At 72.1% G+C, this 20,570-nt stretch carries 15 protein-coding genes, 1 pseudogene and 1 riboswitch; of the genes and pseudogenes, 5 read left to right on the top strand and 11 right to left on the bottom strand.

Annotation, left to right across the window (positions count from 1 at the left end):
• Positions 1-119 precede the first annotated feature (119 nt).
• On the bottom strand, positions 120-1,052 hold the full coding sequence (locus tag ACQEU8_RS01900; RefSeq protein WP_433096066.1) for a LysR substrate-binding domain-containing protein: 933 nt from the start codon (positions 1,050-1,052) through the stop codon (positions 120-122).
• 175 nt (positions 1,053-1,227) lie between these two features.
• Between ACQEU8_RS01900 and ACQEU8_RS01905 the strand changes: the two genes are divergently transcribed.
• The 3 genes and pseudogenes from ACQEU8_RS01905 (at position 1,228) to amaB (ending at position 5,455) form a co-directional block, all read left to right on the top strand.
• On the top strand, positions 1,228-2,400 hold the full coding sequence (locus ACQEU8_RS01905) for an NAD(P)/FAD-dependent oxidoreductase (protein ID WP_433096068.1): 1,173 nt from the start codon (positions 1,228-1,230) through the stop codon (positions 2,398-2,400).
• Between the two features lie 91 nt (positions 2,401-2,491).
• Positions 2,492-3,888 (top strand): annotated as a pseudogene (gene hglS / locus ACQEU8_RS01910) (2-oxoadipate dioxygenase/decarboxylase).
• A gap of 37 nt (positions 3,889-3,925) precedes the next feature.
• On the top strand, positions 3,926-5,455 hold the full coding sequence (amaB, locus tag ACQEU8_RS01915) for an L-piperidine-6-carboxylate dehydrogenase (protein WP_433096070.1): 1,530 nt from the start codon (positions 3,926-3,928) through the stop codon (positions 5,453-5,455).
• Between the two features lie 212 nt (positions 5,456-5,667).
• Here the strand turns inward: amaB and ACQEU8_RS01920 are convergent, their stop codons facing one another.
• From ACQEU8_RS01920 to ACQEU8_RS01965, 10 genes are all read right to left on the bottom strand, one after another.
• Entirely contained in the window at positions 5,668-7,260 is a 1,593-nt protein-coding gene (locus ACQEU8_RS01920; protein WP_433102089.1) for an ABC transporter ATP-binding protein, read from the bottom strand.
• Positions 7,261-7,481: 221 nt separating this feature from the next.
• Entirely contained in the window at positions 7,482-8,399 is a 918-nt protein-coding gene (locus ACQEU8_RS01925) for an ABC transporter permease (RefSeq protein WP_433096072.1), read from the bottom strand.
• Positions 8,396-9,349: an ABC transporter permease gene (locus ACQEU8_RS01930; protein ID WP_433096074.1), complete on the bottom strand. Its 954-nt coding sequence runs from the start codon at positions 9,347-9,349 to the stop codon at positions 8,396-8,398. Before ACQEU8_RS01930 ends, ACQEU8_RS01925 begins: the two co-directional genes overlap by 4 nt.
• Complete coding sequence (locus ACQEU8_RS01935) at positions 9,346-10,962, bottom strand: ABC transporter substrate-binding protein (protein ID WP_433096076.1); 1,617 nt, start codon at positions 10,960-10,962, stop codon at positions 9,346-9,348. Before ACQEU8_RS01935 ends, ACQEU8_RS01930 begins: the two co-directional genes overlap by 4 nt.
• Positions 10,963-11,083: 121 nt before the next feature.
• Positions 11,084-11,908, bottom strand: coding sequence for a class I SAM-dependent DNA methyltransferase (locus tag ACQEU8_RS01940; protein ID WP_433096078.1), 825 nt, complete (start codon positions 11,906-11,908; stop codon positions 11,084-11,086).
• Between the two features lie 16 nt (positions 11,909-11,924).
• Positions 11,925-13,181 (bottom strand): MFS transporter, encoded by a 1,257-nt coding sequence (locus ACQEU8_RS01945; protein ID WP_433096080.1) that lies wholly within the window; start codon positions 13,179-13,181, stop codon positions 11,925-11,927.
• Positions 13,165-14,235 (bottom strand): mandelate racemase/muconate lactonizing enzyme family protein, encoded by a 1,071-nt coding sequence (locus tag ACQEU8_RS01950; RefSeq protein WP_433096082.1) that lies wholly within the window; start codon positions 14,233-14,235, stop codon positions 13,165-13,167. The genes ACQEU8_RS01945 and ACQEU8_RS01950 overlap by 17 nt, the downstream gene beginning before the upstream one ends.
• Positions 14,232-15,329: a PLP-dependent cysteine synthase family protein gene (locus tag ACQEU8_RS01955; protein ID WP_433096084.1), complete on the bottom strand. Its 1,098-nt coding sequence runs from the start codon at positions 15,327-15,329 to the stop codon at positions 14,232-14,234. The genes ACQEU8_RS01950 and ACQEU8_RS01955 overlap by 4 nt, the downstream gene beginning before the upstream one ends.
• Entirely contained in the window at positions 15,326-16,213 is an 888-nt protein-coding gene (locus ACQEU8_RS01960; protein ID WP_433096086.1) for a Rossmann-like domain-containing protein, read from the bottom strand. Before ACQEU8_RS01960 ends, ACQEU8_RS01955 begins: the two co-directional genes overlap by 4 nt.
• Positions 16,210-17,466 (bottom strand): ATP-grasp domain-containing protein, encoded by a 1,257-nt coding sequence (locus ACQEU8_RS01965; protein WP_433096088.1) that lies wholly within the window; start codon positions 17,464-17,466, stop codon positions 16,210-16,212. Before ACQEU8_RS01965 ends, ACQEU8_RS01960 begins: the two co-directional genes overlap by 4 nt.
• A gap of 134 nt (positions 17,467-17,600) precedes the next feature.
• On the opposite strand from ACQEU8_RS01965, the gene ACQEU8_RS01970 reads away from it, so the two are divergent.
• The gene (locus ACQEU8_RS01970; protein WP_433096090.1) at positions 17,601-19,091 is read left to right on the top strand and encodes an alpha/beta fold hydrolase; all 1,491 of its coding nucleotides are present in this window, start codon (positions 17,601-17,603) and stop codon (positions 19,089-19,091) included.
• A gap of 399 nt (positions 19,092-19,490) precedes the next feature.
• Positions 19,491-19,664: riboswitch (cyclic di-AMP (ydaO/yuaA leader) on the top strand.
• A 4-nt stretch (positions 19,665-19,668) separates the two neighbouring features.
• On the top strand, positions 19,669-20,445 hold the full coding sequence (locus ACQEU8_RS01975) for a transglycosylase SLT domain-containing protein (protein ID WP_433096092.1): 777 nt from the start codon (positions 19,669-19,671) through the stop codon (positions 20,443-20,445).
• Positions 20,446-20,570: the final 125 nt, after the last annotated feature.

Raw genomic sequence — 20,570 nt, forward strand, 5'->3', positions numbered from 1 at the left:
CCATGGGAGGCAACGGCGACACGAGGGGCCGCCGCCGTGGCGTGGGTCACCACTGGCCGGAAACCCTCGCTCAGGGCCTGCTGTCCGGGAAGACGTAGCAGGGCGACAACTTCCGCTCCTCAGCCCAACGGAAGCTGATCCTCCGTCTCTCCCGGTCGAGCTCCCACCGCTGCTCGCAGCACCTCCACCAGGGCCGCCACCGTCGGCCGGTGCCGTGCGGAGGACCGGAAGACCACCACGATGTGCCGCTCCATGGTTTCGCGCAGTCCGATGACGTCGATACGGGAAGCGCGCAGGCGCAGCATCAAATCGGTCACCACGCTGACCCCCACCCCGGTCTCGACCAGGGCCAGGGTCGCGGCCGTGTCGGTCACCTCGTGCAGCACCCGCGGTTCGAAACCTGCCCGGCGGCAGGCGGTGAGCACGGCGCGGCCGTAGTAGCTGTCGGCCGGCGGCAGGATCCAGCCGAGTTCCCCGGCCTCGGCGAGGGAGACCGTCCTGCGGCCGGTCATCGCGCCGGCCGGGACCGCGAGGGAGAACCGCTCCCTGGACAGCCGCAGCACGCACAGGGCCGAGTCCCGCGGAATGGGCACGTCCGGGTAGTCCAGTCCCAGGGCCAGATCCACCGCGCCACCGGCCACCGCGTCGTACACGTCGTCCACGTCCATGTCCCGGCTGCGCACCGTCAAGCCGGGATGCAGCTCCCGGGCACGCCGCAGGGCCGGGGGCAGGATCTCGGCGGCGGCCGTGGTGAAGAGCCCGACGCGCAGCGTCCCGGAGACCTCGGTGCGGGTGCGCTCCAGCGCCTCGACGGCCTCGGCCTCGGTGGCCAGGATGCGCTCGGCGTGCCGGGCGAGCGTCATACCCGCGTCGGTCAGTTCCACCCGGCGTCCCACCCGCCGCAGCAGCTCCATACCTGTGGACTTCTCCAGCGCGGCGATCTGCTGCGACACCCCGCCGGGGGTGTATCCCAGGGCCTGTGCCACCGCGGTGACGGTTCCCCGCCGGGTCAGCTCGACCAACGAACGCAGCTGAGCACTCGTCCATTCCATATAGGCACCGTAAACGAAAGGCCGCAGAAACTGTTCATGGACGTCAACGGTCGGGCTGCTGCACGATGTGGCGCAGACAGCTGATCAGCTCCGCCACGCACTGACAGCCACGCCGCGCCCGGGCCGGGCCGCCCCTCGCCCGCCCCGTTGCCGGCCGTTGGAAGGGATCGGCCTCATGCCCTCCTCCGCTTTCCGCACCGTTCCGCACTCCGCCGATGTCGTGATCATCGGTGGCGGCGTGATGGGTGCCAGTACCGCCTTCCACCTCGCCGAAGCCGGGGTGCGCAACATCGTCGTCCTGGAGCGCGGCGAGCTGGGAGGCGGCAGCTCGGGCAAACCGATCGGCGGCGTACGCGCGCAGTTCTCGGACCCGCTCAACATCGAGCTGGGCCGCCGCAGCCTGCACGCGTACCAGAACTTTCCGGTCCGCCCGGGCACCGACATCCGGCTGGAGACCGTCGGCTATCTGTTCCTGCTCACCAGCGAGGAACAGGCGGCGGACTTCGAGACCAGTGTCGCCGTCCAGAACAGCCTCGATGTGCCCACCCGCATGATCGACCCCGCACAGGCACAGCAACTGTGCCCCTACGTCAGCACCGACGGCCTGGTGGCTGCCGCGTACTCCCCCACCGACGGCCACGCCCGCCCGGGGCTCGTCGTCCAGGGATACGCGACAGCCGCGGCCAGGGCGGGCGTCACCATCGCCGAGCACACCGAGGTCACCGGTATCGACACGGCCGGCTCTCGGGTGACCCGGGTGCACACCAGCCACGGGTCCATCTCCTGCGGCACTGTCGTCTGCACGGCAGGGGCGTGGTCCCGGCAGATCGGTGACATGGCCGGCGTCAGCCTTCCCGTACGGCCGGTTCGGCGCCAACTGGCCTTCACCACGCCGCTCGTCCCGCCCGCGCCCCGTATCCCCTTCACCATCGACTTCTCCTCGAGCGCGTACTTCCACAACAGCGATGACGGTCTGCTGTTCGGGCTGGCGGACCCCGCGCAGGAGGAAGGCTTCGACACCACTTGGACCCCGGAGTGGCTGGAGCTGTTCCGCGCCGCCGTCCGCCGCCGCGCCCCCGCACTGGCCGACATGGAGACCGCCGGCGGATGGGCAGGGCTGTACGAGAACACACCGGACCACAACGCGCTGATCGGCCGCTCCGGCGAACTCGACAACTTCCTGTACGCCACGGGGTTCTCCGGTCACGGCTTCCTCCAGGCACCCGCGGTGGGCGAGATCATGCGCGATCTCTGTCTGGAACGCCGTCCGTTCACCGACATCACCCCGCTCAGCGCCGACCGCTTCCGCACCGGCGCGGACATCCGACCGGAGGCCCACGTGGTGTGAACCGGCGTCAGCCCCGAAGCGACAGCGCGGGCCCGAAGGGAACGCGTGAACCCCCGAAGCGACGTGAATTCCCGAAGCGAAAGGCCGAACCATGTCAACGCTCAGCCAGTGGCAGCTACGGGCCGCCTTCGCCGCGCGGCTGTCGGAAATGTACGGGAAGGAAGTGCCCGCCTACACCACGCTGGTGGATGTCTCCCGCGAGGTCAACGAGGACGTACTGCGCGACCGGGGCGCCGACGCCGAGCGCCTGGGGTCCATCGGCCGGGTGACGGCCGAACGCCACGGTGCCATCCGCGTCGGCACCCCGCGGGAACTGCGGCAGGTCGCCCGCGTCTTCGCCGCCCTCGGCATGCACCCGGTGGGCTTCTACGACCTGCGCGAGGCCGCCGCCAGTGCCGTGCCCGTGGTCTCCACCGCTTTCCGGCCGGTCGACGACGAGGAACTGGCACGCAACCCGTTCCGTGTCTTCACCTCCATGCTCACCCCGGCCGACTCCCGCTTCTTCGACCCCGATCTGCGCGCACGCCTGGAGTCCTTCCTCGCCGCCCGTGAGCTCTTCCCCCGGAACTGCTCACACTGGCCGACCGCGCCGCAGCGGAAGGGGAGCTGCCCCAGGAGGACGCCGAGCGCTTCCTCCAACTGGCCGTCGGAGCCTTCGAGTTGTCCGCCGAGCCGGTGGACAAGGCCTGGTACGAGACGCTGGAGCGGATCTCCGCCGTCGCCGCGGACATCGGCGGGGTACGCAGCACACACATCAACCACCTGACCCCGCGCGTCCTGGACATCGACGAGCTGTACCGCCGGATGACCGAGCGCGGCATCGAGATGATCGACACCATCCAGGGTCCACCGGCCTGGCGAGGACCGGATGTCCTGCTGCGGCAGACCTCCTTCCGGGCCCTCGCCGAGCCGCGTGCGATGCGCACCCCGGACGGCGACGTCGTCAGCGGCGCGCTGCGCGTCCGGTTCGGCGAGGTCGAGGCGCGCGGCATCGCCCTCACCCGGCAAGGCCGCGCCCTGTACGACCGCTTGCTCGGCATCGTCGACCAGCAGAGCTCCGAGGCTCCCGGAGCACAGCGCGGCGACATCGCCCGCGGCGTGTGGGAGCAGCACATGCCCCCGACCGAACAGGAACTGGCCGTCCAGGGACTGGCCTATTTCACCTACCGGGTGGCCGACGGCCGGCCCCGCGACGGCAGCGCTCCGCCGGCGGACCTCGCCGAACTGCTGCGGCGGGGATGGGCGCGGGCCGAGCCCATCGTCTACGAGGACTTCCTGCCCCGCTCGGCCGCCGGCATCTTCCAGTCCAACCTCAGCTCGGAGGGCACCCGCGACAACGCGCAGGAGGGCGCGGCCTACGACGCCGAGTGGCTCTCCGACGCCGTCGGACGCGAGGTGCTCGATCCGTTCGCCCTCTACGAGCAGCAGCAGAACCGCTCACTGGCCCAGGTCGCCCGCGAACTGGAACTCGACGGCGCCCTCATCTGATCCCGCCCCCCTCCCCTCCCGTCCCGTAAGGATGACCATGACCAGCACCGCTCTGCCCACCACGGACGACCTGCGTGCCCGCGCGCTCACCAGCCTCGGCAACGTCGGCGTCACCGTTCCGGAAGGCGCCGATTTCGCGGCGCGCACCCCCATCACCGGGGAGGAGCTCTTCGGGCTGAAGGCCGCCACCGCGGCCGACGCCGACGCCGCCGTCGGCGACGCCCACGCGGCGTTCCTCAACTGGCGTACCACGCCCGCGCCGCGCCGCGGTGAACTCGTGCGCCGGCTGGGCGAACTGCTGCGGGAGCACAAGAGCGACCTCGCCGATCTCGTCACCATCGAGGCGGGCAAGATCCGCTCCGAGGCCCTCGGCGAGATCCAGGAAATGATCGACATCTGCGACTTCGCCGTCGGCCTGTCCCGACAGCTGTACGGCCGCACCATCGCCTCCGAACGCCCCGGTCACCGCCTCGCCGAGACCTGGCATCCGCTCGGTGTGGTCGGTGTCGTCTCCGCGTTCAACTTCCCCGCGGCCGTGTGGTCATGGAACACCGCCGTGGCGCTCGCCTGCGGCGACACGGTCGTCTGGAAGCCCTCCGAGCTCACGCCGCTGATCTCGCTGGCCTGCGACCGGCTGCTGGCCCGGGCCGCCGACGAGGTCGGGGCGCCCCGCGATGTGCACCGCCTGCTGCTCGGCGACCGCGCCGTGGGCGAGGTTCTGGTGGACGACACCCGTGTCGCTCTGGTCAGCGCGACCGGCTCGACGCGGATGGGCCGGGAGGTCGGCCCCCGGGTCGCGGCGCGCTTCGGCCGCAGCCTGCTGGAACTCGGCGGGAACAACGCCGCGATCGTCGCCCCTTCGGCCGACCTCGATCTCGCCGTCCAGGGCATCGTCTTCGCCGCGGCGGGCACCGCGGGTCAGCGCTGTACGACCCTGCGCCGCCTGATCGTCCACCGGGACATCGCGGACACGCTCGTCGAACGGCTCACCAGCGCCTACCGCAAACTGCCCATCGGCGACCCGTTCGACGAGACCACCCTGGTCGGCCCGCTCATCTCCACCACGGCCCTCGAAGCGATGAACAGCGCGCTGGCCCGGGTCCAGGCGCAGGGCGGCAAGATCCTCGCGGGCGGCAACCGACGGCTGTCCGAGGCCGCTCCCGGCGCCGCCTACACCGAGCCGGTGCTGGTCCGCGTCGATGAGCAGAACGACGTCGTACGCGAGGAGACCTTCGCGCCGATCCTCTACGTGCTCACCTACGACACCCTGGACGAGGCGATCGCGCTGCACAATGACGTCCCGCAGGGGCTGTCGTCCAGCATCTTCACCCGCGACCAGCAAGAGGCCGAGATCTTCCTCTCGGCCGCCGGCTCCGACTGCGGCATCGCCAACGTCAACATCGGCACCTCCGGCGCGGAGATCGGCGGCGCCTTCGGCGGCGAGAAGGAGACCGGCGGCGGCCGCGAGTCGGGCTCCGACGCCTGGAAGGCATACATGCGCTCGGCGACCAACACGATCAACTACTCCAGCGAGCTCTCCCTGGCCCAGAACGTCAGCTTCCTCTGAAGCGACGCGGCACCACGGGAGCTTCCGGCTCGGCGCGAGGGAGCCCGTGGCCCGTGGGCCGTAGCTCGTAGCCCGTGGGGCGTGGGCCGTGGGTCTTTCGGGGCCGGTGGACGAGTCGCGTTCGCCCACCGGCCCCGATGCCAATCCCCGGCGGCGCAGCGGCGACGCCGGGCGACGGCATCACGGTGTCTCGGCGTCACGGTGTCTCGGCGTCACGTCATCGGCACCCGCGCATCGTGTGCCGTGGCGGGGCCGGGGAGGACGTCGTCGGGGGTCCCCTCCGCGACGAGTTCGCCGTTGTCCACCACGACGACGCGATCCGCCAGGCGTGCGGTGTCCAGATCGTGCGTGATGAGGACGAGCGCCAACTCGTCCCGGTCGCACAGCAGACCGGCGAGGGTGTCGAGGATGCCCCGGCGGGCGACGGTGTCGAGGCCCGAGGTGATCTCGTCGCAGAGCAGGACCCGGGGCCGGGCCAGCAGGGCGCGGGCGAGGGCGGCCCGCTGGAGTTCGCCGCCGGAGAGCTCTCCGGGGCGTCGCTGGGCCGGCTCCGCCGGGAGACCGAGCCGGGCGAGCGTGGCCAGGGCCTCCCGCCCGGCCGTCGCAGGGTCGGCGCCCCGCAGTCTGACCGCGGTGCGGGCGACCTGGTGGTGGACGGGACGGTGCTGGTCGAAGGCGGCCCGCGCGTCCTGGAAGACGTACTGCACCGCTGCGAGTTGGGCACGGTTCCGCTGCCGCAGGCTGCGCGGCAGCACGGTGCCCTCGAAGCGGATCTCCCCGCCGTGGTCACGGTGGAGCCCCGCAAGACAGCGGGCCAGTGTCGTCTTGCCGCTGCCCGACCGGCCGACGACGGCCAGCGACTCGCCGGGGCGCAGGGTGAGTTCGGGTGCGCGCAGCACCACCGTGCCGCCACGGCCGCCGTCACGGTGCCGGGCCACCAGGTCGCGTACGTGCAGCAGGGGCTGGCCCTCGCCCGTCCGCGGCTGTTCGTGGCGGGCGGGAGGCTGCTGCTCCGCCAGCAGTTGGCGGGTCCACGCGTGGCGGGGAGCGTGCCACAGCCGGTCGGCCGGGCCCGACTCGACGACCCGTCCGGCTCGCATGACCAGGACCTCGTCGGCGAGCGCGCGTACGACGTCGAGATCGTGGCTGAGCAGGACGACGGCGATGCCACGGCGCGCTACGGCCGCGAGCTGTTCGACGATCCGGCTCTTGGTCACCGTGTCCTGGCCGGTGGTGGGTTCGTCGGCGACGACGACGCGGGCGCCGTGCAGCAGCGCCTGGGCGAGTACGACGCGTTGCTGCTGGCCTCCCGACAGCTGGTGCGGGTAGCGCCGCAGCAGCGCTTCGGGGTCGGTGAGGTGGGCTTCGGCCAGGGCTCGCAGAACGCGTTCGCGTACTGCCGCCCTGCGCCGACCGCGCGGCAGGCCGCGTACCTGGGCACGGGCGACGTCGTTCAGCAGCGTGCCGACGCGCCGGGCGGGGTTGAGGACGGAGGACGGTTGCTGGGGCACATAGCCGACCGGTCCGCCGTCGGCCAGCCGTACCTCGCCGGTGACCCGGGCGCCGGGCGGGTGCACGCCGAGCAGGGCGAGGCCCGTGGTGGTCTTGCCGCTGCCGGAGGCGCCGATGAGCGCGGTCACCTTGCCGGGCAGTGCCCGCAGGTGCACTCCGTCCAAGATCGCCCTGCCGCCGATCTCCACGCGCAGGCCGCTGATCTCCGCGGCGGGCCCGGGCACGCCGTCGGCGGCGGGCGGCGAAACGTCGGCGGCGAGCCGCGGCACGTCGTCGCCGGCAGCCCGCGACATGTCGTCCGTGCCGGGCCCGGGCACGCTGTCCGCGACGGATCCCCGCTCCCCGGGGCCAGCGGGGTCAGCCGGACCGGAGGGCGGGCCGGGCAGTTCGGGGAGCGGGTCGGACGGGCCGGGCTCCCGCCCGGAGGGGCGGGTCGAGCCATCGGGGCGGGCCGGGCCCGTCCGGCCCGTCGATGTCGCCGGGCCCGCGGGGCCGCCCGTCTCGTGCGGGTGGGTCACAGCCGTCGCTTCCTTTCTCCCCGGCTCCGCCCGGGCGCTTTCAGTGCCGCGTCGAAGAGCAGGTTGCTGCCCATCGTCAGGGCGACGATCAACAGTGCGGGCACCACCACCGCCCAGGGCTGTACGAACAGTCCGGTGCGGTTGCGGTCGACCATGACCGCCCAGTCGGCGGCATCCGGCGCGACGCCGACGCCCAGGAACGCGGCCGTGGCCACCAGATACAGCACGCCCGTCAGCCGGGTGCCGAGGTCGGCGACCAGAGTGCGCAGCACGCTGCGGCCCACATAGCCGACGGCCATCCGCCACCATGTCTCGCCCTGCATGCGCAGCGCTTCCACCGCGGGGCGGGCGGCGGCCTCGGCGCAGGCGGCCCGCACGATACGGGCGGCATCCGGGACGTTGACCAGCGCGACCAGCAGGGCGAGTCCGGCGGCTCCGGGGGTGAGGACCGAGGCCACCAGCAGGATCAGCAGCAGGGACGGGACGGCGAGCAGCACATCCAGCGGCCGCATCAGCAGCTCTTCCAGCCAGCGGCGACGGGTGAGGGCGCTGATGAGCCCCGCAGGCAGCGCCACCAGGTAGGTGAGGAAGGTCGCGGCGAGCGCGGTGAGCAGCACGGGACGGCCCCCGTGCAGCGCCTGCTGCCATACGTCGCGGCCCACGAAGTCGGTGCCGAGCCAGTGGCCGTCCCCGACGGTGAAGGATGCGCCGCGCTCTCCCGTACCGCCCGCGAAGACCGGTCCGAGGACGGCGAGGACGAGGGGTACGGCGATGACGGTCAGTCCGAGCGCGTAGCGTCCCAGGTGGCGCCGTACGGGGTGCACCCGGCGCTGTCGGGGTGCCCGGTCCGCACGTTGGCGGGGAGCCGGGTCCGCGTCCGGTCGGGGTGCGGTGGGCGGTGCCGAGGGTGTCATGCGGCCACCTCCGAACGCGGGGCGAGGCGGTGAGTGACCACATCCGCGCCGAGGTTGAGCAGGACGGTCAGCACGCCGAACACCACGGCGAGGCCCTGCACCACGGGAACGTCGCGCTCGGCGACGGCCGTGAGCAGGACGGTTCCCAGCCCGGGGATCACAAAGAGGGCCTCGACGACGATGACGCCGCTCAGCAGCCAGTCGATGGTGCGCGCGAGGTGCTGGACGGCGGGGGCGACGGCGTTGGGCAGGGCGTGGGCGTAGCGGACACGACGGTCGGGGACGCCGTAGCGGCGGGCGTGTTCCGCGTACGGGGAGGCCAGCGCCTCGACCATGCCGGCGCGCACCAGGCGGGCCACCGAGCACACCGGCCGGGAGAGCAGGACCAGGACGGGCAGCACCAGGGTGGCGGGGTGGGTGAGCAGGTCGGTGCTCCGGCCGACGGCTGTCGGCGGAACCCAGCCCAGCTTCAGCGCGAAGACGGTCACCAGGAGCACGCCGAGCGCGAACTCGGGGACGGCGTACACGGCGAGCGTCACGGAGCTGACCAGCTTGTCGACGGCCCGCCCCGCGTGCCGGGCCGCCAGCACGCCGAGCCCGAGTCCGGCCGGGACGAGCAGCAGCACGGTGAGTACGGCCAGCAGCAGGGTGGGGCCGAAGCCGTCGGCGATGTACTGGGCGACCGGTCTGCCGGAGGTCAGGGAGGTGCCGAAGTCTCCCCGTGGCAGACCCGCGGCCCAGTCCACCAGCCGCACCAGCGCGGGCCGGTCCAGGTCCATCGTCTCCCGGATGGCCTGGATGCGAGCCGGGTCGGGCTGGTCCCCGGCGAGTGCGACCGCCGCGTCGCCCGGCAGCGCCTCGGTGAGCGCGAAGACCAGCAGCACCACGGCCACGATCTGGGTGGCACCGAGCAGCAGCCGCCGGGCGACGAAGGAGCGCAGTCCGCTCACGCGAGCCACACCTTGTCGAAGCGGGCCCAGTCGAGGGTGTTGGCGGGCGCGTCCCGCTGCACTCCCCGCATGTTGCGTGCCGTACCGAGGATCCAGTCGGCGAAGCCCCACACGAGGAAGCCGCCCTCCTTGTACAGGCGTCGTTGCATGCGCGTGTAGACGGCGGCGCGCTCCTTCTTGTCCCGGGTGGACTGGGCCTGCTGGTAGAGCTCGTCGAAGTCCTTGTGGTGCCACTGGGTGGCGTTGGTGGAGGAGTTGGTGAGTAGCCGCTGGGAGATGTGTGACTCGATGGGGATGGCGCCGGAGCGGTAGCAGCAGAGTGTGCCTTTGTCGATGATGTCCGCCCAGTAGGAGTCCTTGCTGCCCATCTTCACCTTGACGGTGACTCCGGCCTTCTTCGCCTGGTCGCGGAAGATGCTGGCCGCTTCGGTGAATCCGGCCGCGACCGACGAGGTGTCGAGGGTGACTTCGAGCTTCTCGGCTCCGGCTTTCTTGAGCAGGGCGCGGGCGCGGTCGAGATCCTGCTCGCGCTGCGGCAGATCGTCGGCGTAGTACTCGTAGCCCTTGCCGAACAGGTCGTTGCCGATCTCCCCCATGCCCGAGAGGGCTCCCTTGAGGAGTTCCTTGCGGTCGGCGATGAGGAAGAACGCCTGGCGTACCCGCTTGTCGTCGAAGGGCGGCCGGTCGGTCTTCATCGCGAAGGCCTGCATGGCGCTGTTGCGCAGCCGTACGATCTCGATCTGTCCCTTGCCCTCGTGTCCGCGGGCTGTGGTGGGGTTGAGTTCGTGTGCGTACTCGACCTGCTTGCCGAGGAGCGCGTTGACCCGCGCGGACTCCTCGTTGGCGACGAGGATCTCCAGCTCGTCCAGGTGCGGGGCACCGTCCCAGTAGTCGTCGTTGCGGCGGAAGACGGCGGAGCGGCCCGGCTTGAAGGAGACGAAGCGGAACGGGCCTGAGCCGACCGGCTTCTTGTCGAAGGACGCCGAGCCGCCGGAGCCGGAGTCCTTCGGCACGATGTAGGCGCCGAACGCGGCCAGGATGTTGGGGAACTCGGCGGTGGGGCGCTTGAGGACGAACTCGATGCTCCGCTTTCCGGTGGCGCGGCTGGCGTCCAGGTCGATGGGTTCCAGGGACGCCTTGGCGCGGAACGCTTTCTTCGGGTCGGCGATCCGGCGGTAGCTGTAGAGCACGTCGTCGGCCGTCACCGGCTTCCCGTCGTGGAAGGCGGCCTTGCGCAGGGTGACCTGCCAGCGGTCCATGGCCTTGTTGGCCTCCCACTTCTCGGCGAGGCGTGGGCGCGCGGACAGATCGGATCCGTAGTCGGCCAGCTTGTCGAAGAGGGCCTTGGCCCGGGCCACGTCGGCGAAGAGGTTGGCCAGATGCGGGTCGAGCGTCTCGCTGGCGCCGCCGCCTGCGAACGCGGCGCGCAGTCGGCCGCCGCGCTTGGGCTTCCCCCCGTCGTCCCCGGCACCGGAGCCGGAGCCGCCGCAGCCGGTGAGGGCGACGGCACCGAGCGAGGCGGCGCCGGTGGCGGCGAGGAAGCCACGGCGGTGCAGGCCGGGGAAGCGGTGCGGGTCCACAGCGGGCCGGCGGCGGTTGGGTTCTGACTGCATACGCATTCCTTGGGGTGTCGTCGCCCACGGCGGGGCGGGGTGAGAGGCGGCATCGGGCGGGTTGAGAGGCGGCATCGGGCCGGCGCACGGGCGGCGTGGCGCGATCAGGGGGGTGCGGCCCTCAGCAGCCGGGAGGCTCCCTGAGTCGCGCCACCACGTGCAGCCGGTCCGCGTCGGCCGCCGTGCCCAGTGGCAGGCCCTCGCGCCATGGGGGTTCGGTGCGCGGTCCTGGCCCGTCGTGGAGGTCGAGCACGTCGAAGCCGTGCGTGGCCAGGAGGTGGCGCAGCTCCTGCGGGAAGAGCAGCCGCCATGCGGAGTGCTGCTCGACGGGCGGCGAACCGTCGTCCGTGGTCCACACCCGGGTACGGCGCAGCAGTTGGGCCGTACGGTCCACCGTGAGGGTGGTGATGGAGCGGTGGACGGCGCCCTGCCATCCGAACTCGTTCTCGGCGGGCGCGTCGAGCAGGTCGGTGCGGCCCAGGAAGTAGGCACCGTTGCGCATTTCGGCGACGAGCAGCCCGCCGGGGGCGAGCGCGTTCCGGCAGGAGGACAGAAAGCCCTCCAGCTGCTCGTTGGTGTGGCAGTACAGCAGTGCGCTGTCGAGACACACCACCGCGTCGAAGGCGTCCCGCCCCAGGTCGAAGCCGCGCAGATCGGCGGTGACGTACGTGGGGCCGGGGTGGTGGGCCCGGGCGTGGGCGAGCATCGCCGTGGAGAGGTCGGCGCCGGTGACGGTGCGGCCGGCGCCGTGCAGGTGGGCGGCGTCGCGGCCGGTGCCGCAGCCCAGGTCGAGGACGCGCGGGCCGGCGCCGTGCCGCCGCAGGCAGTCCTCCGTCCAGCGTGCGGCGAGCCGGTCCGGGTCGGGGAAGCGGGCCTCGTACAGCTCCGGGTTGTCGGTGAGCAGGTTCGGTGGCTGCGGGCGCGTGAGCGCGGGGGATCTCGTCATGACTGCTGTCGCTTTCTCAGGCGGCCGTGGTCACGGCGGTTTTCGGGGTCGGCAGGGCGTCGAGCCGGTGCAGCCAGGCCACGCCGAGTACGGAGGCGAGCCCGAAGAGGGCGCAGCACGCCCAGGGGAGCCAACCGCCGCCCTGTTCACCGGTGTCCATGGCCCAGCCGACGACGGTGTTACCGACCGCTGCCGCGACGCCGGAGACGACGTAGAAGATCCCGTAGTAGGTGCCGGTCAGCTCCGGCCGTCCGAAACCGGGGATCAGCTCCATCACGAACGGCTGGGCGATCATGATGCCGAGGTACAGCAGCAGCGCCCCCAACAGCACGGGCAGGGTGCGCAGCACCACCTCGGCCGCGCCGTCGGGGCTGCCGGGCGACCCCGCGACGGCCATGGGCGGCAGGAACGCCAGCGCCATCAGGGCGAGTCCGGCCGCGATCCAGCGTGCCCGGTGGCCGCGGTGTTTGAGGGCGCGGGTGAGACGGAGCTGGAGGGCGAGGTTGGCGACGGTTCCGGTGAGGAAGACGATGCCGGCCGCCCCGTCCCAGCCGGTGGCCTGCCGTGCTCCGTCGGGTAGCAGCAGGTAGAGCTGGTTCTCCAGGGTGAACATGCCGACCATGGCGAGGGCGAACGCCAGAAAGGCGCGGTTGCCCAGCACCTCGCGCCAGTCGGCGAGTACGCCGCCCTTGCCAGGTGCCACCTCGCGGGCCGGGAGCACCAGGGCCTGCGCGACGGTGAGGACGGCGAAGATGCCCGCGGCCGTCAGCGCGGACGCCCGGAAGTCGACGAGCAGCAACGCGCTGCCGAGCAGCGGGCCGACCAGTGCGCCGGTGGTGGCGAAGACGTTGAACAGGGCGAACGCCTCGGCCTTGCGCTCTCCCGCCTCCTGGGCTAGGTAGGCGCGGACGGCGGGGTTGAACAGGGCTCCGGCGAGCCCGCTGAGCACGGAGGCCGCCAGCAGCACGGGCAGGTTGTCGCCGAGCGCGAACAGCGCGAACCCGAGGGTGCGCAGGACGCAGCCGGCGATGATCACGCCGCGGGCGCCCAGCCGGTCGGCGGCGGAGCCGCCGATGAGGAACAGGCCCTGCTGGCTGAGGTTGCGCACGCCGAGGACGATGCCGACGACTGCGGCCGACATCCCCAGGTTCTGGCCGAGATGGGTGGCGAGGTAGGGGATGAGCAGGTAGAAGCCGATGTTGACGCCGAGTTGGTTGACCAGCAGCAGGCGGACCGCGACCGGGAAGCCGCAGACCTCACGCCACGTCTTCACGCCGCACCTCCCCCGCGTGCACGAGGCGCACTCCCAGTCCGGGCGCGTCGCCGGCGCGTACGTGACCGTCGTGCCCTCCGATGCCGGTCCACGGGTCGTGGGCGAGCAGCAGGTGCCCGTCCAGGTCGGCCCAGCGGGCGCGGTCGGCGAGGTGGACGGCGGGCGCGAGGCCCAGGCTGCTGGCGGTCAGACAGCCGAGCATCAGCTCCGTACCGCTGCCGTCGAGCAGTTCGGCGATACGCAGCGCCGCCTGCACTCCCCCGCATTTGGCGAGCTTGACGTTGACGCCCTGCACCCGCCCCGCGAGCCGGCGGACACCGGCCAGGTCGACGGCGTCCTCGTCGGCGATGACGGGCAGTTCGGCGCGCCGGGCGAGGGCGCACAGGGCTTCCGGGTCGCCCGGCGCTGTGGGCTGTTCGGCGGCTTCGACGCCGAGCTGTGCGAAGCGTGGCAGCAGGGCCCGGGCCTGCGGGACGGTCCAGGCGCCGTTGGGGTCGATGAGCAGCCGGGCGCGTGGTGCCGCGTCGCGGATGACGCGGACGCGCTCCACGTCGTCCTGCGGATCGGCGGCGCCCACCTTGACCTTGAGGAGTGTGAAGCCGTCGGCGGCCAGGCAGCGGGCCTGGGCCGCGGCGCGCAGGGGGGTGGTGATGCCGATGGTGCGGGCGGTGGCGGCCACCGGTGCGGCGGGGGCGCCGAGCAGGCGGTGCACGGGCCGGTCCGCGCGCTTGCCCACGAGGTCGAGGAGCGCGGCCTCGACGGCCGCGGTCACGGCCGGTGGTATGTCCTGGCCGGCCGGCTCTCCGGCCCACAGGGCCTCCAGGGCGTTCTCCGGCGTGCTGAAGCGGACGGCGTACGCGCCCAGCGCCGCGATGTGCCGGGCGAGGGTGTCGGTGTCGAGGCCGAAGTAGACGCTGGTGACGGCTTCGCCGTGGCCGGTCTGCCCGTCGTGTTCGAGGGTCAGCCACACGGCGTCGCGTGCCGCCATGGTGGAGCGGGAGATGCGCAGCGGTTCGGTGAGTTCGAGGCGGACGGTGCGCTGGGTTGCCTTCACAGGTTCTCTTCCGAGGGATGCGGGCCGGCGGGGGTCTTGACCGGGTCGGTGACTCGTGTGCACCGCACCCAGCCGGTGGCCTCCGCCGCGTACGGGTACGGGATCTCCACGGGCCGGCCGGCCGCCGCTGCCGGGTCGAGTCCGTGTGCGGTGGTGAAGTCGTCGTCGTAGACCGTCCCGAGGTAGCGGTGCGGCCCGTCGGGGAAGACGGTGGCGACGATGGCGCCGGGGTGGACCCGCGCTGCCCAGGCGGCGACGCGGGCGACGGCGCCGGTGCTCCAGCCGCCGCTGACGAAGCTGGAGCGGGCGAGCCGGCGACAGCTGTCCACCGCCTCGACGGGCCCGACCCAGTGGACCTCGTCGAAAGCGTCGTAGGCGACGTTGCGCGGATGGATGCTGCTGCCGAGGCCGCGCATCAGCCGGGGCCGCGCGGGCTGCCCGAAGATGGTCGAGCCGGTGGCGTCGACGCCGATCAGCCGCAGCCCGGGCCAGTGCCGGCGCAGCGGACCGATGACGCCCGCGCTGTGGCCGCCGGTGCCGACGCTGCACACCAGGATGTCGAGGTGGTCGAGCTGTGCGGCGAGTTCGGCGGCCAGCGAGGCGTAACCGGCGGTGTTGTCGGCGTTGTTGTACTGGTCGGGCCAGTAGGCGTCGGGCAGGACAGCCAGCAGCTCCCGGAGCCTGGCGAGGCGGGCGGCCTGCCAGCCGCCCTCGGGTGCCGGGCGGTCGACCAGTTCGAGACGGACGCCGTGGGCGCGCAGCAACTGGCGCATGGACGGCTCCAGTTCGCTGTCACCGACCAGCACGATGGGGTGGCCGAGCGCCTGCCCGGCGAAGGCCAGGCCGAGTCCGAGCGTGCCGGAGGTGGACTCCACCACCGGGGCTCCGGGCCGCAGTTCGCCGCGTTCCCGGGCTCCCAGGAGCATGGAGACGGCGGCGCGGGCCTTCATCCCGCCGGCCGCGAGCCCTTCGAGTTTGGCCCAGAAACCGGGGTGGGGCCCGGGCAGCTCCGCGGTGATCCGGGCCAGCGGGGTACGGCCGACGAGGCTGAGGAGTTCCTGGCGGACGGTGGCGCGGACGGCGGTCGCGGTCATCGGTCGCCTCCCGGACACGTACCGTCGCCGGGGGCGGCGTCGGACGTGCGGTACCGGTGGACGACTCCGGGGCCGCCGTCGAGCCAGAAGAAGGGGTACGGCTCCGCGCAGACCGCGCTGACCCCCCGGCCGAGGAACCGGGGGAGTACGGCGCTTCCGGTCTGGGCGAAGGTGACCAGTTGCTTGCCGTACCGCTGCGCGTGCTGCCGCAGGGGTTCGAAGGTGCCGTTGCCCAGCGTCATACCGGAGACGAGCAGCGCGTCGCACCTGTCCGCCGCGGCGAGCGCGTCCGTGACGACGGGCTCACCCCACTCCGTGACCCCGCCCTTGAGATCGCACGGGACGTAGCCGAGCCCACGGGACCGCAGCGCCTCCAGGAGGGAGTTGACGACGCCGACCACCAGCACCTCGGCGCCCGGCGGCAGGTCCAGCAGCTCGACGACGGCCTCGGCCCTGGCCCGCGACTTGACCAGCGAGGAGCCGCGGGGCAGCGGGTACGGGCGTGCCCCGTGATCCGGGGTGTGCGGGGTGACGTGCATCAGATAGGCGTCCAGGGCCGCCACGCGCACCGGCAGCAGCGGGTGGTCCAGGAGTCGGCGCACGTCGGCGCCCACGCAGTCGTCCAGGGCGCTCTCGGGCAGCGCACCGGGCTCGACCGCGCACGAGCCGACGGCCCCGGCCAGGCGCAGGCTGAGCACCTCGTTGCGGTAGCCGGTGCCGCGCCCGTCGTGCCGTACGGCCTGCCGGGTGGTGAAGGCCACGGCTATGCGCTGTGCGCTCGGATCGGGGCCCAGCGCTCCCTCCCGCACCCGGTCCACGAGCTGCGCATACGTCTCGTGGTGCGGTGCCGCGTATGCAGCGCGCGTACCGGTGGCGGCGGTCATCGGATCACCAGCCCCTCCCGCAGCTCGGCGAGCAGTCCCTCGACGCGCTCGCGGGCTCCGGGCCCGGCGGCGTCGCCGGCCATGACGTGCCCCAGGTACTCGTTGTTGCTGCCGGCCGACCGCACCGCCTTGCCGGGTGCGGCGAGTTGCACCTCCAGCACATCCGGCGCCTCCCGCGTGGCACTGCCGTCCAGCACTTCGAGCGTGCCGGTGGTCTGCGGCACCAAGAAGCCGATGGCGGCGCTGCGCAGTCCGGTCGGGGTGACCCGCAGATCGGGTTCCCGTCCCAGCGCGACCTCGACGAAGGCCGCCGCCAGATCGATGCCGGTCACATGGCGGATCAGCTCGGTGATGCGGTTACCGGCGGGCCGCGGGTTGACCTCGACCACGCGCGGGCCCGCGGAGGTCAGTTTGATCTCGGTGTGTGCCACCACGCCGTCGGTCAGTCCCAGCGCCTTGAGGGCGTCCAGCGCGGTGTGCTCGGCGGCCTCGGTCTCCGCGGGGCTCAGCGCGGCGGGGAACATGTGACCGGTCTCGATGAAGGCGGGGGCGCCGCCGACGCTCTTGTCGGTCACCCCGACCACATGGACCGACCCGGCGTACGAGACGGTCTCGACGCTGACCTCCGGGCCGTCCAGCAACTCTTCGAGCAGCACCTGGGGCGCCCGGTGTTGGCCGCGCGCGTTGACGGGGAAGTCGGCCAGCGCCTGGCAGGCCGCCGCGAGTTCGGCCTCGTCCGCCACCCGGCGTACGTACATTCCGGCGCACAGGTCGACGGGCTTGACGACCAGCGGAAAGCCGATCTCCCGGGCGGCACGCACGAGGTCGGCCCGTTCCCGGTGGACGGCGAAGCGCGGCCCGGGCACTCCGGCGTCGGCCAGGAGGCGGCGCGTGACGTCCTTGCGGCAGGCGCCCTCCACGGCCTCGGCCCCCGGCCCCGGCAGACCGAGGTGTTCGGCAATCCGCGCCACCGTGGACAGGTAGTAGTCGCAGGACGTGAGTACACCGTCGAAGCCGAGGACCTGGTGCAGCCGCTCGATGTGCGGCAACAGCCCTTCGGTGTCGTTGGTTTCGGCCGTGAGCAGGTTGCGGGCGCCCAGCAGTGGATGAGCCGTGCCCTCGGAGGCCGAGCGCAGGTAGTGGTGCAGGTCACGGGTGAGGAAGGTGAACTCGTGCCCGCTCTCGCGGATCGCCTGCGGCAGCAGCCTGCTCATCGATCCGACCCAGCTCTCGACCATCAGCAGATGAGCCACAACTCCCCTTTTCATGCAGAACGGACGCAACGGCCCCGGAGCCGCCCCGCAGGGCAGGGCGGCGGGTTGCGCAGAGCAACCGTAACGATAATCATTTTCATTGTCACCCGCTGGTCGAGCTCCGAGGAATCACCGTGGCCACTCCCCCGCACCGCGTCGCCCTGCTGTGCGCCCTGCTCTCCGCCGCCACCCTTGCCCCGTCCGGTCCCGTCCGGGCGGAGAGCCCGGCCCCGGCACTCCACTTCGGCACCTGCCCGGACTCCGTACCGCGGCCGTCGGCGCCGGACCGCGTCGAGTGCGCACGGCTGAGCGTGCCGCTCGACTGGGACCGTCCACGCGGGAAGCGCATCGAGGTCGCGGTCTCGCGAATACGCGCGTCCGGCGCCCCGGGCGAGCGGCGCGGCGCACTGCTGGTGAATCCCGGCGGACCGGGAGGCTCCGGCCTCTCCTACGCCACCACCAAGCGGGCCAAGCTCCCCGAGAGCGTGCGCCGCGCGTACGACGTCATCGGCTTCGACTCCCGCGGCGTCGGCGCCAGCACACCCGTCGACTGCGGTCCGATGGGCGGACTCTTCACCAAGCCCGGCGCAGATCCCGTACCGACCGACGCCGCGACGGAACGCGGCTATCTCACCTCGCTGCGAGCGTTGGCCGACGACTGCGCCGCGGGTGCGGGCGGCGCGCTGCCCCATATGTCCACCGAGCAGACAGCGCACGACATGGACGCGATCCGCGCCGCGCTCGGCGAACGGAAGACGAACTTTCTCGGCGTCTCCTACGGCAGCTACCTCGGCGCCGCCTACGCCGCACGCTTCCCCCACCGTGTCGGGCGCATGGTGCTGGACAGCGTGGTCGGCCCGTGGGACTGGTACGACTTCGACGTCGTCCAGAGCCGGGCGCTACTGCGCCAGCGCGACACTTTCTTCTCCTGGACGGCCGCCCACCAGGACCGCTTCGGCCTGGGCGACAGCGCCGGAGCGGTGCGCCGCGCCTATCTGCACGTACGGCGGGGACTCGCCGGGGAGCCGGTGGACGGCTTCGGCCCGGCGGAGTTCGATCGCGCCGTCTACCGCGCACTGGGCCGCACCGAACGCTGGGCCGGGCTCGCCGACGGACTGCGCGGCTATCTGCGGGAGGGCACTCTCGGCGCGCTCGTGCCGGACTCCCCGTTCGACAGTCCGTCGTCCCGGAACTACGAGGCCGCGAACAGGGTCGTCAAGTGCGCCGACGGTCCGGCGCCCGGCCCGCGGGACATCCTGGCGGACATCCGCCGCACCCGCCACCTCGACCCTCAGCCCGTGCTGACCGGCATGGAGGCGTCCACCTGCGCCTACTGGCACCACAGGCCGGCGCACCGCACTCCGCTCGGCAGCGCCGACGCGCCGCCGCTCCTGCTGGTCGCCTCCGCACACGACCCCGTAACGCCGATCGAGGGTGCACGTGGGCTACGACGGCTGCTGCCCGGCTCCCGGCTGGTCACCCTCGACAACGACTACTCGCACGGCGTCTTCGCCAGCCGGGGCAACGCCTGCGTCGACGGCACCGCGGCGGCCTACCTCGTCGGAGGACGAGTGCCCCGCGCCGACGTGCGCTGCGCAGGGCCCGGCCTGCCGGAGGTGCCCTGACCATGAGCCCACGAGGCGCGGCGGAACGGCCCGAGAACCGCACGCATTAACCCCTCTTCAGGCAGCAATATCCGGAAATAAAGGACTTACCCTTCCTTCGTATTCGCTGTGTCAGGAAACACACCAGCACACCCGGGACATGGGCAAGATCTTCTGACTGCACGTCAAGAAACCTTTTGCTGCGCGCTTTTCGAAATACCCCTCGGTTCGGCCTTTCACGCTCAGAAAATGATCCACAGCATAGCGTTGAAGAATTCCGAGATCATTTACCGGGGATACTCCGCATTCGATTCGAGCTCCTTGCTCGGAACAATGCCTTGTGTTTCTGTGTCCTCGCTCCGGCCTCCGTAACCGGCTGGAGCTCCCACTGCCGGGGCGCCGAATCCTGCCGCCCGGCGAGGGAAATTCGCACCAGACCGCTCGGCAGGAGCGGGGGACCCAAGTACGTGCCGTGCCGCATCCAGCGGCCCGGCTAGGGGTGAAGTCATGCCCAATGCGCCTCGCGCATTGGAATGGCCGGGCCACTCCAGCCCGAATCCGACAGCTCACCTCGCAGGCGCCAGGAGAGGACACCCCCATGCCACGTGGCCGTCATGCCCGTAAATCGCGCAGTACCCGCCGTATTTCCCAGCTCTCGCTCGCCCTGGTCGCGGGTGGCGCTGCGATCGCCGCTCCCCTGCTGACCGCGGGCAGCGCGCACGCCTCCGCGCCGGCGAAGGCCCAGCAGAAGCAGGCCCAGTCCACCCAGGCCGGTGCCGCCGCGCAGGCGAAGACCGAGCAGAAGGCCGACTCCTACACCGTTGTCCCCGGCGACACGCTGCACCACATCGCCGTGGACCACGACATCAAGGGCGGCTGGTCCACCCTTTACAAGGCCAACAAGCAGACCGTCGGCAGCGACCCGGACCTGATCCGTCCCGGCCAGAAGCTGACCCTGGACGCCTCCTCGGCCCCCGCCGAGCGGAGCAGCGCGCCCAAGCGGGCCGACCGCAGCTCGGCCGAGCGGACCGGCAGCACCGTGCACAAGACCCAGTCGACCAACCTGGACGGCTGGATCAAGGAAGCGCTGACCATCATGAAGCAGCACGGCATCCCGGGCACCTACCAGGGCATCCACCGCAACATCATCCGGGAGTCCGGTGGCAACCCCAACGCCATCAACAACTGGGACATCAACGCCCAGAACGGCACCCCGTCCATCGGTCTGCTCCAGGTGATCAAGCCGACCTTCGACTCCTTCCACGTCGAGGGCACCGCCTACGACCAGCGCGACCCGGTCGCCAACATCGTCGCGGCCTGCAACTACGCAGCCAACCGCTACGGTTCGATCGACAACGTCAACGGCCCGTACTGAGCCGACGACCCCGCAACGCGGCGGCTGCCCCTCACCATCCGGTGACGGGGCAGCCGCCGCGTTGTGCACGCCCGGCGCCGCGGCAGCGGCGCCCTCGGTCGGCCGCTCCGCGTCGTACCGTCTGG

The sequence above is a fragment of the Streptomyces sp. CA-250714 genome (assembly GCF_050936705.1).
In the GTDB taxonomy this organism is placed as follows: domain Bacteria; phylum Actinomycetota; class Actinomycetes; order Streptomycetales; family Streptomycetaceae; genus Streptomyces.